This window comes from Flavobacterium sp. (assembly GCF_044361065.1).
Classification (GTDB): domain Bacteria; phylum Bacteroidota; class Bacteroidia; order Flavobacteriales; family Flavobacteriaceae; genus Flavobacterium.
This window is the reverse complement of the sequence record NZ_JBIKJI010000002.1, coordinates 1-15,527: the sequence shown is the minus strand read 5'-3', so window position 1 is coordinate 15,527 and position 15,527 is coordinate 1. Positions and strand designations below refer to the sequence as shown.

The following is a 15,527-nucleotide window of genomic DNA, read 5'->3' as shown; positions in this document are numbered from 1 at the left end:
TTTAAAAAAGTTGTGTTCTAATTAAAGTACACTTGCTTTTAAATATTCTCTATTCATACGAGCGATGTTTTCTAAAGAAATTCCTTTTGGACATTCTACTTCACACGCTCCTGTATTGGTACAATTTCCGAAACCTTCTTCGTCCATTTGACGTACCATATTTAATACTCTTTCTGTAGCTTCTACTTTTCCTTGTGGCAACAAAGCATATTGAGAAACTTTTGCTCCAACAAACAACATGGCTGAACCGTTTTTACAAGTCGCCACACAAGCGCCACATCCAATACAAGCTGCTGCTTCAAAAGCTTTGTCTGCATCTTGTTTGTTAATTGGGGTTGCATTAGCATCAATAGTTCGACCTGAAGTATTTACAGATACGAATCCACCTGCTTGTTGAATTCTGTCAAAAGCACTTCTATCTACCATTAAGTCTTTTACAACTGGGAACGCTTTACTTCTCCATGGCTCAATAAAAATAGTTTCGCCATCTTTAAATTTACGCATATGTAACTGACACGTAGTTGTTCCTGTATCTGGACCGTGTGCACGACCATTAATATATAACGAACACATTCCGCAAATTCCTTCACGACAGTCGTGATCAAAAGCTACTGGCTCTTGTTGGTTATTGATTAATTGCTCATTTAATTGGTCTAACATTTCTAAGAAAGAACTGTCAGTAGAAACATTATCTAATTTATATGTTTCCATTTTACCTTTAGTTCCAGCATTTTTTTGACGCCAGATTTTAAGGTTGATATTTATATTTTTTTTAGCACTCATAATATCTTATTTATAGTTTCTAGCTGCAATTTTGATAAACTCATATTTCAATTCTTCTTTATGAAGTACTGATTTACTTGCATCGCTTCCATTATATTCCCAAGCTGCAACATAAGCGAAATTTTCATCGTCACGAAGTGTTTCTCCTTCAGCATCTTGATATTCTTCACGGAAATGTCCACCACAAGATTCTTTACGTAATAAAGCATCTTTTGCCATTAATTGTCCCAATTCAATAAAATCAGCTACACGAAGTGCTTTTTCTAATTCTTGATTCAATTCGTTTGCTGCACCTGGAACTCTAACATCTGCATAGAAATCTTCTCTTAATTGTCCAATTTCTTCAATTGCTTCTGTTAATCCTTTTTCGTTTCTTGCCATTCCAACTTTATTCCACATAATTAATCCTAATTTTTTGTGGAAATAGTCAACAGATTTTGTACCGTTATTATTAATTAATTGCTCAATAGATTGACGAACTGCATTTTCAGCTTCCATAAATTCTGGAGTATCTGTTGCAATTTTACCTGTTCTAATTTCGTCTGCTAAATAGTTAGAAACCGTGTAAGGCAATACGAAATAGCCATCTGCTAAACCTTGCATTAAAGCAGAAGCTCCTAATCTGTTTGCTCCGTGGTCTGAGAAATTGGCTTCACCAGCTACGAAACATCCTGGAATAGATGACATTAAATTATAATCAACCCAAACACCACCCATTGTATAGTGAACTGCTGGATAAATTTTCATTGGAGTTTCATATGGATTTTCATCTGTAATTTTTTCATACATCGTGAAAAGGTTACCATACTTAGATTCTACCCATTTTTTTCCTAATTCTTGAATTTTATCATCAGATGGGTTATGATCTCCTTGCGTAAACGCAGCTTGTTTTCCTTTTGTGATAATCTCTGAAGCGAAATCTAAATAAACCCCTTCGTTAGTGTCGTTAGATTCAATTCCGTGACCAGCATCACAAACATCTTTCGCAGCACGAGACGCTACATCACGAGGTACTAAGTTTCCAAAAGCAGGGTATTTTCTCTCTAAGAAATAATCTCTATCTGATTCCGCAATTTGAGTTGGTTTTAATTTACCCGCTCTAATTGCTTCAGCATCTTCTTTTTTAGCAGGAACCCAAATACGACCAGAGTTACGTAACGATTCTGACATTAACGTTAATTTGGCTTGATTTGTTCCGTGAACTGGAATACATGTTGGGTGAATTTGTACAAAACATGGATTCGCAAAATGTGCTCCTTTTTTGTGTACTTTCCAAGAAGCTGTAACGTTACTTCCCATTGCATTTGTAGATAAGAAATATACATTTCCATAACCACCAGATGCAATAATAACAGCATGAGCTGAATGACGTTCTAACTCACCAGTAATTAAATTACGAGCAATAATTCCACGAGCTTTACCATCAACTTTAACAATGTCAAGCATTTCGTGACGGTTATACATTTTTACATTTCCTAAACCAATTTGTCTAGACAAAGCAGAATATGCTCCTAATAATAATTGTTGACCTGTTTGTCCAGCGGCATAAAAAGTACGTTGTACTTGTGTTCCACCAAACGAACGGTTATCTAATAATCCACCATAATCTCTAGCAAAAGGAACACCTTGAGCCACACATTGGTCGATAATATTTGAAGATACTTCTGCTAAACGGTGCACGTTTGCTTCACGAGCTCGGTAGTCACCACCTTTAATAGTATCATAAAATAATCTATAGGTACTGTCACCATCATTTTGATAGTTTTTTGCAGCGTTAATACCACCTTGAGCAGCAATTGAGTGTGCTCTACGAGGTGAATCTTGAAAACAAAATGCTTTTACATTGTAACCCATTTCTCCAAATGAAGCAGCAGCCGAAGCACCTGCTAAACCTGTTCCTACTACGATTACATCAATTTTTGGTCTATTGTTTGGAGCCACCAATTTAAGATTATTCTTATGGTTGGTCCATTTTTCTGAAATATGACCTTGAGGAATTTTAGAATCTAATGCCATATGTTTTTATTTTGTAAAAAAGTGAATGTAAATTGGAATAATTGCAAATAAAAACGCAACTACAACTGAAAATGCTTTTCCAAATGATTTAATAGCTGGTGTAAATTTACCATTTGCTCCTAAAGATTGGAAAGTACTTTGAAAGCCATGCCATAAATGGAAACCTAATGCCATCATAGATAACACATAAAATATAACGAAAAACAACCCTTCGTTTGGAATTACATTGAATAATTTTCCTTTACTTTTAAAGAAAGCATAGGTTAATTTGTGTAAATCTTTGAAACCAATAAATAAAACTTCACCTGTTTTAGCATCTTTAACAATATTTGAACCTTCGATAACTAATTTAGTAGTATTTCCAGGTTGATTGTTATTTTGTTCTACTAATGTTTTTAAAGAGCCGCCTGGAGGCAAAGGAATCGTCTGAATTTTAGAATCTGGTGTTCCAATAAGCATAGATTGAGATTGCCCTTGATTTCCTTGTGTTTTCGTAACTAAAGGCATAGTAGCATCAAAATGCATTTTTGCCCAAAAATTAATCATATGTGTAGAGATAAAAACCAAAATAATAGTTCCTAAAACCGCCATATTTCTTGAAGAAAAACTACTATTTTTAGAAGGATTACTCATCGCGTAAGCTACTGGACGTGCTTTTTGGTTTTGAATTGCTAAATAAATCCCATCGATAGCGTGAAAAATAATAGAAATGTACGTTAAATAAGAAAGTAATTTTACTGCAGGGTTAGTAGTCATAAAAAGTGCATACTTATTAAATTGTAATGCCGCTTCAATAGTGTCGCCAGCTAACAATTGTAAGTTTCCTAATAAATGCCCAACTAAAAACAAGCACAAGAACAATCCCGTAAGTGCCATCCAATATTTTTTTGCGATAGATGACTTTAAAAATGCTGATTTTGCCATAATTATAGTTAATGTTAATTTGAATATTTTAATGTTAGCAAAAATAAAGGTTATAAGTAAGACTTACAACCTTTGAAAGTTAATTTATAATCATTTTAAATGAGTTTAACATTTGTTGAATATCAACATATTACGTCTTGAATTTTTATTCAAATCTTATCTCATTTGGTTTTTTTCTATAATTTCTAACGTTTGCGTTTCCTTCATTCCGTTATTTTCTAATTCAATTGTATATTTTCCTGAAGGTAAATAATATTTTTTATTGCCTGATTGATTGATTTTTATTTTACTATCCTTCTTTTCTATTGCGGTTTTTATTTTTTCATCAATACTTAAATCAAAATCTACTTTAAGCATTCCTTTATCTGCTTTATTTTGACGATTAAAAACCACAATTCCATCTTTATTTTTTATAGTTAAAATTGTATTTGAAAGTTCTTTTACATAATACCAAATTAATACATTTGGTGTGTTTTCGGTGCCCCAAGCAGAACGCTTATTTCCCCAATTTTTAGAAAAAGAAATATTCTTTACAGGAAATAACGCTATGCCGTTTAACTGTGTTTTTTCATTAATTTGTTGAATGTTCGCCAAATTTACCTTATACAATGAACGACCGTGCGTAGCTACAATTAAATCTTTTTCTCTTTTTTGAATAACCAAATCGTGTACGGCAACATTTGGAATGTCGGTTGAAAAATCTTGCCAAGTTATTCCTCTATCAATAGAAATAAATAAACCAGTATCTGTACCTAAATATAAAATGTTTTCATTTTCAGAATCTTCAAGAATTACATTAGCAGCATTTTGATTGAAATTCTCCGTTAATAATTTCCAAGTTGTGCCTAAATCTTCCGAAACATAGGCATAAGTAGTGAAATTATCATTTCTATATCCGTTTAACGTAATATAAATTCTATCGGATTTAAACGTTGAAAATCGCACACGAGACACCCATAATCCTTGTGGCAAATTAGTTGATATTTTTATCCAATTTTCGCCGCTATCTTTTGTCATATAGACATTTCCATCATCTGTTCCAATAACTAATTTTCCGAATTTAAATTTACTTTCAGCTATAGCTGTTATAGTTCCAAAAGGCACATTCCCTTCTACTTTTCCATTGGTTAAATCGGTAGAAATTTTTTCCCAATTTTTACCTTGATTCATCGAACGAAACACATATTGTCCGCCAAAATAAACAACATCTTGATTATGAGACGACAACAAAATAGGTGCTTGCCAATTAAATCTGTAAGGTTCTTCTTTTTTATCTGCTTGTGGAGTAATGTATTTTCTTTCTCCTGAAATTCTGTCTATTTTGGTGTAATTTCCAAATTGATATCCCGTGTAAACCAAATTATTTGTTCTGGTATCAATTTGAACTTGCATTCCATCGCCACCGCTTAAAAATTCGTAAGGATATTTTCCGTCTTGTAACCATTCTACATTATGTTCATAATTATTTGGACCCGCCCAAACACCATTATCTTGCAAACCTCCATACACTTCATAATTTTCTTTTTCATCTACGTTTACAGAATAAAATTGCCCAACGGCTTGGTTATTGCATTTTATCCAATGTTTCCCGTTATCGAATGTAATATTCACACCTCCATCATTTCCATTTATTAGATGATTTGAATTTTTTGGATTCACCCAACAAACGTGATGATCAGAATGAACATTATCTTTACTGATTGATTCTAAAGATTTTCCTCCATCATTAGAGAATAATAATGGAACCGCTGAAATATATAAACGATTTTCATTAGATTCATCAACAGTAATATCTGCAAAATAATATCCGTAAGAATAAAAGGCATCATCAATAAATTTGTCATTTGTTTTAGCCCACGTTTTTCCAGAATCGGTGGTTTTATAAATTTCTGCACCAATTACTTCTACTTCAAATAAGGCCGCATTGGCATCTTTCGGCTTTTCACTTGAAGCATTTGGTCGTAAATTCTGATTGTCTACAATCGCATAAGCAATATTCTCGTTATATGAAGTTAACCCAATTCTACCAATTCCAATATTAGTTGGGAAACCAGAATTGGCATTAATTTTTTTCCAAGTCGTCCCAGCATCTTCACTTTTGTAAATACCCGAATGAACTCCATTTCCTTTAAAATTATATGCTTTACGCTCGCGTTCCCAAGCCGAAGCAAACATAATTTTTGGATTGTTTGGTGCGAAACTAATATCTATAATTCCTGTTTCGTCGTTAATATATAAAGTTTTTGTCCAATTTTTTCCTCCATTTGTGGTTTTAAAAACGCCTCGTTCTTCATTTTTTGAATACAAATGCCCTAAAACACCTACTACAATTTCGCTGTTATCTTTCGGATTGATCCAAATTTTAGAAATATGATGACTATCTGGTAAACCAATGTTAGACCACGTTTTACCTTTATCTGTAGATTTCAAAACTCCAATACCTGCATAAGAAGAACGAGAAGAATTTACTTCACCTGTTCCTACCAAAATTAATCCCGAATTCCAATCCACTGCAACACATCCTATGTTTTGAGTTGGCGCTGCATCCATTACAGGTTCAAAACTGGTTCCGTTATTATTGGTATACCACAAACCCCCAGAAGCATATGCCGCATAAAATTCAGTTGGATTTTGAGGATTGACAGCTAAATCGACTATTCTTCCACTCATTATTGTTGGTCCAATATTTTGAAAAGCAACGGATTGAAAATTATTGTCTTGTGACAAAGAAACTATCGTACTAAGAAGAGAAATTAAAAATATAACTTTTTTCATTTTTATATAATTTGATATGTTTCAAAATTAATAGAATTATTTGACAACTATTTGTTTGAAAGTTATTAATTTTGAAAACTTTACTAACATTTTTAAAAAATGAAATATTTACCAATAAATCGAGAACTTTTTATTAAAAATCGTAAAAACTTTATGGCTCAAATGAAGCCAAACGGAGTTGCTATTTTTAATTCAAATGATATTTATCCTGTTTCTGCAGATAGTACGTTGCCATTTGCACAACATCGCGATATTTTTTACTTATCAGGTGTGGATCAAGAAGAAAGTATTTTATTATTATTTCCAGATGCACCATATGAGCACTTGAAAGAAGTACTTTTTTTAAAAGAAACCAATGAGCATATTGCCATTTGGGAAGGTGAAAAACTTACCAAAGAACGTGCTTTTGAAGTAGCGGGAATTAAATCAGTATATTGGTTACAAGATTTTCATAAAGTTTTAAAAGAAGTGATGATGTATGCCGATACGATGTACATTAACACCAATGAACATTACAGAGCAGCAGTAGAAACAGAAACACGTGAAGACCGTTTTATAAAATGGTGGAAAAACGAATATCCTGCGCATAAAGTAGAAAAATCAAATCCTATTTTACAAAGATTACGTTCTGTAAAAGACCAAATTGAATTGGATTTAATTCAAAATGCGTGTAATATTACAGAAAAAGGAGTCCGAAGAGTATTAAATTTCGTAAAACCTGGTGTAACCGAGTATGAAATTGAAGCCGAATTGGCACACGAATTTCTTCGTAATCGTTCGAAAGGTTTTGCTTATACTCCAATTATAGCTTCAGGAAACAATGCAAATGTGTTACATTATATAGAAAACAACCAAGTTTGTAATGCTGGCGATTTAATTTTGTTAGATATTGGTGCAGAATATGCCAATTATTCTTCCGATTTAACTCGAATGATTCCGGTTTCTGGAAAATTTTCTGACAGACAAAAAGCGGTTTACAACGCCGTTTTAAATGTAAAAAACGAAGCTACAAAAATGTTGATTCCAGGTACAAATTGGAAACAATACCACGTAGAAGTTGGTAAAATTATGACTTCCGAATTATTAGGTTTGGGTTTAATCACGAAAGCAGATGTTCAAACTGAAAACCCAGAATGGCCAGCATATAAAAAATATTTTATGCACGGCACTTCACATAATTTAGGATTAGATACGCACGATTATGGCTTGTTACACGAGCCAATGCAAGCCAATATGGTTTTTACGGTAGAACCAGGAATTTATATTCCAGCAGAAGGTTTTGGAATTCGTTTAGAAGACGATGTGGTCATTCAACCAAAAGGAGAGCCTTTCAACTTAATGAAAAATATTCCTATCGAAGCAGATGAAATTGAATCGATAATGAATAATTAGATTTGTTTCAAGTTTCAGGTTAAACGGTTTGCGAAAGTGAGCCGTTTTTTTTGAACACAAAAAACATTGCGTGCTTTGCGTTTAAATTCTACATTTGTATTTATGAAAACCACCAACTTCAAAAACACTAAAATCAGTTATACCGACCAAGGAAAAGGCAATGCGGTTATTTTGTTACACGGATTTTTGGAAAATAGTACGATGTGGAACTATTTAGCACCTGTTTTAGCTAAAAAAAACCGAGTAATTTGTATTGATTTGTTAGGTCACGGGCAAACGGATTGTTTAGGATATATTCATAGTATGGAAGATATGGCGGATGCTGTTCACCAAGTAATTTCCGAATTGAAAATCAGAAAAGCGGTGTTTGTTGGACATTCTATGGGTGGCTATGTGGCATTGGCTGTTGCCGAATTATATCCAGAATTTATGAAAGGTTTGGTGTTGTTAAATTCAACATCTCGTGCCGACAGCGAGGAACGCATTGCAAATAGAACGCGTGCGATAAAAGCCGTGAAGCAAAATTATGTGGCTGCTGTTAGAATGAGTATCGCTAATTTATTTTCAGAAGAAAACAGAACAAAACTTTCGGAACAAATTGAATGGATTCGAGAAGAAGCGCTTCAAACACCATTACAAGGAATTATTGCCGCTCAGGAAGGTATGAAATTACGAAAAGACCGAGAAGTAATTTTACATTTTGCCACCTATCCAATTTTACTAATTTTAGGAAAAAAAGATCCTGTTTTAAATTACGAAGAGAATTTAGAACAAATTGAAGGCACAAATGTAAAACTAATAACTTTCAACGACGGACATATGAGTCATCTCGAAAACCAAGCGGAATTGGAAAAAGTTATGGTTGGATTTTTGAAGGGTTAACCGCAAAGCTTTCAAAGATTTCGCAAATCACGCAAAAATTGTACAAGAAATATATAAAATACCTTTGAAATCTTCGTAATTAACTTTGCGTTTTTGTAAAAAAAATTATTTAATCACTTCTTTAAATGAAATCGCAGGATTTAAAATTTCTTGAATTAAAATTACCAATTCTTCTTTAAAATTTTCTAAAAATTCAGTTGTAATTACTGTTTCGCCAACAACACCTCTGCCTTTACCAAATGTAAAAGGTAAAAATCCAGCTTTCATATTTTTAAACGAGAATATTCCGACTTCCACATTATAATTTCCTTTTAAAGGATTGGTTTGAAACATCATTGAATAACACAATAATTGAATAATTTTATCATTAGCCAAATCGAGTGTTAAACCTTCAAAAGTATCAATTTTAAGTTTATTACCTTCAACTTTTCCAGTTTTATAATCGATTATACGAATGGTGTTATTTCGCAATTCAATTCTATCAACTTTTCCTGAAATTTTAACCGGATAAGGTAAATTAGGATGTTCAAATATGGTTTCGTGCGGTTTTTCTAAAGACAAAATAAATAGTTCGTCACCATTTTCGATATGCTGTTTTTCTTGAATTAAAAAATTATAAATGTTTCTTTTAGCTACTTCGAAAGCAATTAAATTTTTCCCTTTTTTAATTTCTCCTTCTTTATAAACTTCTATAAATTTTTCTAATGTAATGGCTTCTATATTTTGAATCATTACATCAATATCTGAAAGTTGAATTTGAATATTTTTACCTTCAAAAGGAGCATACATTTTCTCTAATACTTCGTGGATTATAGTTCCTAAAGTATTAGCCGCCACATTTTCTTCTACCTCTTCATTTTCACGAACGCCTAAAATTCGTTGGTAATAAAACTGAATAGGATTTCGCAAATAATTGGTTAATGATGAAGGCGAAAAACCTTTTATAGTTGCAATTTCTTCTAATCTATCTAAAATTGGTTGTGTTTTTATTACCTCAATTGGCTGATAAATTGTATCGGGTTTAATTGCGTTATAAAATACCTTTTTAAAATTATGATTTGGCAAATGTTCAATCTCTAATTGAGTAATAAATCGACTTTTCTCTCCAGCATCAATACCTTCAGAATGGGTATTATAAAGTAAATAAATATTTTTAGCGCGTTGTAACAAACGATAAAAATGATAGGTGAAAATAGCATCGCGTTCCTTATATGTTGGCAAGCCTTTTTCTAATTTTACATCGTATGGAATAAAGGAATTGTTCGATTTTCCGCCAGGTAATTTACCTTCATTTAACGACGTAATGATTACATTTTCGAAATCTAAAACACGACTTTCTAAAATTCCCATGATTTGGAGACCTTTGAGTGGTTCACCTTCAAAAGAAACCTGAGCCTGATCGATAACTTGTTTGTAAATAGAAAATAAAATTTCTAAATTTTCAATTTTATTATACGTTTCAAAGTAATTTGTTATTTTTAAAATGACATTATAAATTGAAAACACAAATGCTTTGGTAACTTTATCTTGTTCGTTTTGATTACTTAAATGTGTTTTAATGTAAATTAGAATGACTTTTAATTTCTCTAAAATTTCATTTACAGATACATTCCAATCGAAAAACAAATGTTGGACTAATTCATTACTCGATAAATCATATTTAGAAAATAATTCGCTTAGTCGATTACTGGTAATAAAGGTTAAATTAGAATTTTTTATAATTTTAACCACTTCATTCGCTTGAATACTCGAAACAATTAACGGATTATTTAAAATTTCTAATACTTCTTTATAGTAAAAGACGCTTTGTTTTTTATTTCTATTTTGGGCATTTAAATGCAGTTGAAATAACTTATAAATTAATATTTGCGCCGGATTGTTTTTACTTGGATAACCCATCGTAATATTTAAATCTTCTACCTCAACAGGTAACGCATTTAAAATTGGTATTAAAATATTTTCTTCACTTAAAACAAGTGCAGTATTTTCTAATGATTTGTTTTCAAATACGATTTTTTCTATGATTTTTCCAGCAATTTTGGCCTGACCAATAGACTTTGGTGTACCAATAACTTCAATATTTTTATCGCTTGAAAAAGCATCCGTAATCCAATTAAAAGGATGGGTTTCAAAATGTTTCCAAGAGTTTTTTATTCTTCGCAAAAACAATCCTGCATCGTGAAATTCATCTTTTAAAAAAGCACCATCTATATCCCAAAACACAGAAGCTTTATTATGTTCTAATAAACATTTAATTATAGTTTCTTCTGAAGCGTTCAATGCATTAAAACCAGCAAATACAAACGTTTTATCTTCGGATTTTTTTGCAAAATCTAAACAATTTTCTGATGCTTTTCTATATAGTAAGCCTTGATAACCTACTTTTTTATTTATTAAATGTTCTGTAAATTTTTGATAATAAAATGGCATTAATTTCCAAAAATCTAAATGGTTTTCAATTAATTTAGATTGGTTATTTACATTTGGAGTCCAATTTTTAATACGTTCAATATCCAATAAATAGGAGAAAATTTCATTCTGGTTAATAAGATACCTATCAATTTCATTAAAATCTTGAATTAACGTTACCGCCCAACTTGAAAATTTTTCAAAATCTTGCTGTTTTGATTTTTCAGTAGTATCCAAATAAACAATATAAAACTCAAACAAAAGCTCAATATTATCTAGTGTCCTTAATTGCGCAATTTCCTCTATCAGCATTTCAATGCTAATTATTTTAGGCGCTAAAAAAGTTGTAGAAGACTTTCTTTTTAATTCTTCAATTAAAAATATCTTTGCTCTTTTGTTTGGTAAAACAATATTGGTGTGGTGTAACGATGTAGAATTATTGCTTAATAACTCTTTTGCCAGTTTAGATAAAAATGATGCATCCATGGCAATAAAGATAAAAAAAAGGTCTCAATAAATTGAGACCTTTTTAAAATATTATATGAGAAAAATTATTTTACTAATTTAACTTCTACTCTTCTGTTTTGAGCTTTTCCAGCTTTCGTTGCATTTGTTGCAACTGGTTTAGCTTCTCCAAACCCTTCAGATGTTAATCTGTCAGCAGCAATACCATTTTCAACTAAGAAAGATTTTACAGCTGCAGCTCTATTTTGAGATAATACTAAGTTAGCATCGTCTTTACCGTCTGAATCAGTATGTCCTTCTAAAGCGAATTTAGCTGTTGGATATTCTTTTAAGATAGCAACAATTGCTTGTAAAACTGAATATGTTTGTTTTTGGAAAGATGATTTTGCTGAATCAAATAAGATTGTTTTTGCATAATCATTTAATTTTTTCATTGTGTCTTCAGATACTTCTGGACATCCGTTATTTGCAACAGTTCCTGCTACAGTAGGACATTTATCATCTTTATCTAAAACTTTATCTCCATCAGTATCAGGCCATGGGCATCCACCGTTTGCTTTTTCACCTTTTACAGTAGGACACTTATCGTTTTGATCAGCTATTCCATCGCCATCAGCATCTGGACAACCTTTTAATACTGGTAAACCAGCTACATCAATACAAGCATCATCTTTATCAGCTACAGTATCACCATCTTGGTCAGGACATCCATTCATTTCTGGAGTACCTGCTTCTTCTGGACAAGCATCAGCTGAATCTTGAATACCATCTAAATCTGTATCAGGACAACCTTTGAATGCCGCTAATCCTTTAACTTCTGGACAAGCATCTTCAGCATCAATAATACCGTCATCATCTTTGTCTTTAGCACCAAATTGGAATCTTAAACCTGCTTGGTGAAAGAAATGCGTTGGAATATCAACATTACCCACTCTATTGTCATCAAAACTAGTTTTATAAGTAGAAGCTATTGTAAACGCAACATTTTTCATAAACCATAAGTTTAATCCCCAACCAGCGTTAATTGTTCCTGCCGAAGCGTCACCCATAAAAACATAACCTCCACCTAAATTTAAAGTAGGGTCAAACCATTTAGATTTTATTAAACTTTTAAAGCTATAAGAAACCGCTGCATCTAAACCATAATAGTTTAAATCACCTGGGTTACTTACAACCATACCTCTTGCATCCGCACCAACTGTAGTAGGTTTGAATTCAACAAATTTGGTAATTTTGTTGAAAGATCCTGTCATTTCAAAAGAAAAACCATCTCCAACGTATTTAGACACGCTTAAATAAGATACTGCCGGAACGATATTCCAATTATCTTTCATATCTAATCCTTGAGAATAGGTTTTTTCAAATAATCCTAATCCACCTCTACTAGCACTTACTCTAGTGTCTACCGCATTTGCTCCAAAAGACACAGCCCATGGATTAACTTTATCTTGTGCTTGTGACGTTAGTCCAACAAACAACAAAGCAGCAGAAAATAATTTGTTCAAATGTTTCATACTTTTTATTTAATTTAATTACAATTCATTATATTCAAGAGCAAAAGTAATATGTTTTTTGTAATTCACAAAACTTTTGTTTGTTTTTTCTTAATTATATGTTAAACAATTTAATTTATTAAATTATGTTTAACTTTTTGGCAACACTTTCAAAAGCAAAAATAGCTTTATCTAAGTGTTCTTTTGTATGAGCAGCAGATAATTGCACTCTAATTCTGGCTTTGTCTTTTGGAACCACAGGATAAAAGAATCCAATTACATAAATTCCTAATTTTAGCAATTCGTCAGCCATTTCTTGAGATAATTTTGCGTCGTACAACATAACTGGTACAATTGCAGAATCGCCATCAATAAAATCTAAACCTGCTTTTCGTATACCTTCTTTAAAATAATTGGTGTTCCATTCTAATTGATCTCTTAAAGAAGTGTCTTTTTTTAATAATTCAAATACTTTTAAAGAAGCTCCTACAATTGAAGGCGCTAATGAATTTGAAAACAAATACGGACGTGAACGTTGACGTAAAATTTCAATCACTTCTTTTTTAGCCGTTGTATAGCCCCCCATTGCCCCTCCTAAAGCCTTTCCTAATGTTCCTGTAATAATATCCACACGACCCATAACTCCTTTTGCTTCCATTGTGCCTTTACCTGTTGCGCCAATGAAACCAGCAGCGTGACATTCATCTACCATTACTAAGGCATCATATTTATCGGCTAAATCGCAAATTTTATCTAAGGGCGCTACTAAACCGTCCATTGAGAAAACACCGTCAGTTACAATTAATTTAAAACGATGTCCGGCTTCTGTAGCTTTTATCAATTGGGCTTCTAAATCTTGCATATTAGAATTTTCATAACGATAACGCGCGGCTTTACATAAACGCACACCATCAATAATTGAAGCGTGATTTAAACTATCGGAAATAATACAATCTTCTTCTCCTAATAAAGGTTCGAAAACTCCACCATTTGCATCGAAAGCTGCGGCATATAAAATGGTATCTTCTGTTCCATAAAAATCGGCTATTTCTGCTTCCAATTGTTTATGAATATCTTGTGTACCACAAATAAATCTTACAGACGACATTCCAAAACCGTGAGAATCTAAAGCGTCTTTTGCAGCTTGCACCACTTCTGGATGTGATGAAAGTCCTAAATAATTATTCGCACAAAAATTTAAAACCGTTTCTCCATTTACAACTATTTCTGCACCTTGCGGCGAAGTGATAATACGTTCTTTTTTATAAAGTCCGTTTTCTTGAATTGTATTTAATTCATTTTGTAAGTGTGCTTGAATTTTTCCGTACATTTTTTTATTATTTATAGTTGGATGTTTTATTTTTCTACAAATGTATAATTTTTAACTCTTCTCCTATATATAGTAACACTTTTTTAGTTACTTTTAAATTCATTTTTTCAATAACGCGTACATAATTTTCAATTTGTTTTTTATGTTTCTCGTCTTGCGCTCCTGTTTTGTAATCAATAAGAAAAGCTTCTGAATTATGAATTACCAATCTATCTGGTTTTAAATTGATTTCGTTTGGCGAAATTATATTGTGTTCTGTAAAAACGGTGTAATTCGGATTAAAAAAAGCTTCTAATTCTGGATGATTTATAATTTGTGTTATTTTATCTTCAAAAATACTTTTTTGCGATTGTTGAATCAGGCCTTCATCTAAGCTTTTAGTTAATGCCGTTTGCAAATCATTCTTTGTAGTAATATACGATAAAATTTGATGAATAATATTTCCGAACTCTATAGCATCTTGCTGTAACGTGCCCCACATTAGGGCTTCTTTTTTGGCAATTCGTATCGAAGAAAAATCTAATGCTTTTTTTACGGATTGAATTTCTGCTTTATTTTTAGTAAATAATTTCGGTTGCGAATTCCTTTTTGAGCTTCCAAAAACATATTCTTTTTGTTCTATTGAAAAATTTGCTTTTTGAGTCAAAAAATTTATAAAATAAGAAGCTAACGTTTTGGAAGTAGAAATTTCGCCTTTTGTGGTTATTTTATAACTACTAATTATATGTAATTGCTCTTCGGCACGCGTTAAGGCCACATATAAAACGTTTATAGTATCTAAAATTTCTTCTTGCGATTTGGTTTGATAAATTTCTTGAGTTGTGTCGCTATATTTTTCTAAAATCTTATTGTTTTTAACCAAAGCTTGAGGCATATCTACACTTTCGTCTTCCATTGGAATCCAAATATTATTGCTTCTTGGGTTTAAACTATCATCGGCAAACGGATAAATTACCACAGGAAATTCTAATCCTTTCGATTTGTGAATGGTCATAATTCGGATGGCTTTTTCTCCCTCTGGCGAGGGAATACTTTGTTTGAAACCTGATTTTTCCCAA

The 15,527-nt window shown here is 32.1% G+C and carries 10 protein-coding genes; 2 read left to right on the top strand and 8 right to left on the bottom strand.

Annotated features, from left to right (window positions below; translation table 11 throughout):
- Positions 1 to 21 precede the first annotated feature (21 nt).
- From ACIQ11_RS00290 to ACIQ11_RS00275, 4 genes are all read right to left on the bottom strand, one after another.
- A complete protein-coding gene (locus ACIQ11_RS00290) occupies positions 22 to 783 on the bottom strand; it encodes a succinate dehydrogenase/fumarate reductase iron-sulfur subunit (protein ID WP_291241383.1) in 762 nt (253 codons plus the stop codon).
- A 6-nt stretch (positions 784 to 789) separates the two neighbouring features.
- Positions 790 to 2,799, bottom strand: coding sequence for a fumarate reductase/succinate dehydrogenase flavoprotein subunit (locus ACIQ11_RS00285; protein WP_353078341.1), 2,010 nt, complete (start codon positions 2,797 to 2,799; stop codon positions 790 to 792).
- Between the two features lie 6 nt (positions 2,800 to 2,805).
- Positions 2,806 to 3,723, bottom strand: coding sequence for a succinate dehydrogenase cytochrome b subunit (locus ACIQ11_RS00280; protein ID WP_396151726.1), 918 nt, complete (start codon positions 3,721 to 3,723; stop codon positions 2,806 to 2,808).
- Positions 3,724 to 3,879: 156 nt separating this feature from the next.
- Entirely contained in the window at positions 3,880 to 6,498 is a 2,619-nt protein-coding gene (locus ACIQ11_RS00275; RefSeq protein ID WP_396151724.1) for a WD40/YVTN/BNR-like repeat-containing protein, read from the bottom strand.
- A 99-nt stretch (positions 6,499 to 6,597) separates the two neighbouring features.
- Between ACIQ11_RS00275 and ACIQ11_RS00270 the strand changes: the two genes are divergently transcribed.
- Together ACIQ11_RS00270 and ACIQ11_RS00265 are read left to right on the top strand one after the other, a co-directional pair.
- Entirely contained in the window at positions 6,598 to 7,890 is a 1,293-nt protein-coding gene (locus ACIQ11_RS00270; RefSeq protein ID WP_396151722.1) for an aminopeptidase P family protein, read from the top strand.
- 102 nt (positions 7,891 to 7,992) lie between these two features.
- Complete coding sequence (locus ACIQ11_RS00265) at positions 7,993 to 8,772, top strand: alpha/beta fold hydrolase (RefSeq protein ID WP_396151720.1); 780 nt, start codon at positions 7,993 to 7,995, stop codon at positions 8,770 to 8,772.
- Between the two features lie 105 nt (positions 8,773 to 8,877).
- Here the strand turns inward: ACIQ11_RS00265 and ACIQ11_RS00260 are convergent, their stop codons facing one another.
- The 4 genes from ACIQ11_RS00260 to ACIQ11_RS00245 form a co-directional block, all read right to left on the bottom strand.
- Positions 8,878 to 11,667 (bottom strand): PD-(D/E)XK nuclease family protein, encoded by a 2,790-nt coding sequence (locus ACIQ11_RS00260; RefSeq protein WP_396151718.1) that lies wholly within the window; start codon positions 11,665 to 11,667, stop codon positions 8,878 to 8,880.
- A 65-nt stretch (positions 11,668 to 11,732) separates the two neighbouring features.
- Entirely contained in the window at positions 11,733 to 13,160 is a 1,428-nt protein-coding gene (locus tag ACIQ11_RS00255) for an OmpA family protein (protein WP_396148075.1), read from the bottom strand.
- A 118-nt stretch (positions 13,161 to 13,278) separates the two neighbouring features.
- Positions 13,279 to 14,469 (bottom strand): glycine C-acetyltransferase, encoded by a 1,191-nt coding sequence (gene kbl / locus ACIQ11_RS00250; protein WP_396151716.1) that lies wholly within the window; start codon positions 14,467 to 14,469, stop codon positions 13,279 to 13,281.
- Between the two features lie 34 nt (positions 14,470 to 14,503).
- Positions 14,504 to 15,527: 3'-5' exonuclease (locus tag ACIQ11_RS00245; RefSeq protein ID WP_396151714.1), on the bottom strand; the 1,024-nt coding region annotated here is incomplete at its 5' end.

What these genes read in the sequence shown, in the direction of transcription:
- ACIQ11_RS00265 (WP_396151720.1), top strand. Translation starts at nt 7,993, where the DNA reads ATGAAAACCACCAACTTCAAAAACACTAAAATCAGTTATACCGACCAA.
- kbl (WP_396151716.1), bottom strand. Translation starts at nt 14,469, where the DNA reads ATGTACGGAAAAATTCAAGCACACTTACAAAATGAATTAAATACAATT.
- ACIQ11_RS00270 (WP_396151722.1), top strand. Translation starts at nt 6,598, where the DNA reads ATGAAATATTTACCAATAAATCGAGAACTTTTTATTAAAAATCGTAAA.
- ACIQ11_RS00275 (WP_396151724.1), bottom strand. Translation starts at nt 6,498, where the DNA reads ATGAAAAAAGTTATATTTTTAATTTCTCTTCTTAGTACGATAGTTTCT.
- ACIQ11_RS00260 (WP_396151718.1), bottom strand. Translation starts at nt 11,667, where the DNA reads ATGGATGCATCATTTTTATCTAAACTGGCAAAAGAGTTATTAAGCAAT.
- ACIQ11_RS00290 (WP_291241383.1), bottom strand. Translation starts at nt 783, where the DNA reads ATGAGTGCTAAAAAAAATATAAATATCAACCTTAAAATCTGGCGTCAA.
- ACIQ11_RS00255 (WP_396148075.1), bottom strand. Translation starts at nt 13,160, where the DNA reads ATGAAACATTTGAACAAATTATTTTCTGCTGCTTTGTTGTTTGTTGGA.
- ACIQ11_RS00280 (WP_396151726.1), bottom strand. Translation starts at nt 3,723, where the DNA reads ATGGCAAAATCAGCATTTTTAAAGTCATCTATCGCAAAAAAATATTGG.
- ACIQ11_RS00285 (WP_353078341.1), bottom strand. Translation starts at nt 2,799, where the DNA reads ATGGCATTAGATTCTAAAATTCCTCAAGGTCATATTTCAGAAAAATGG.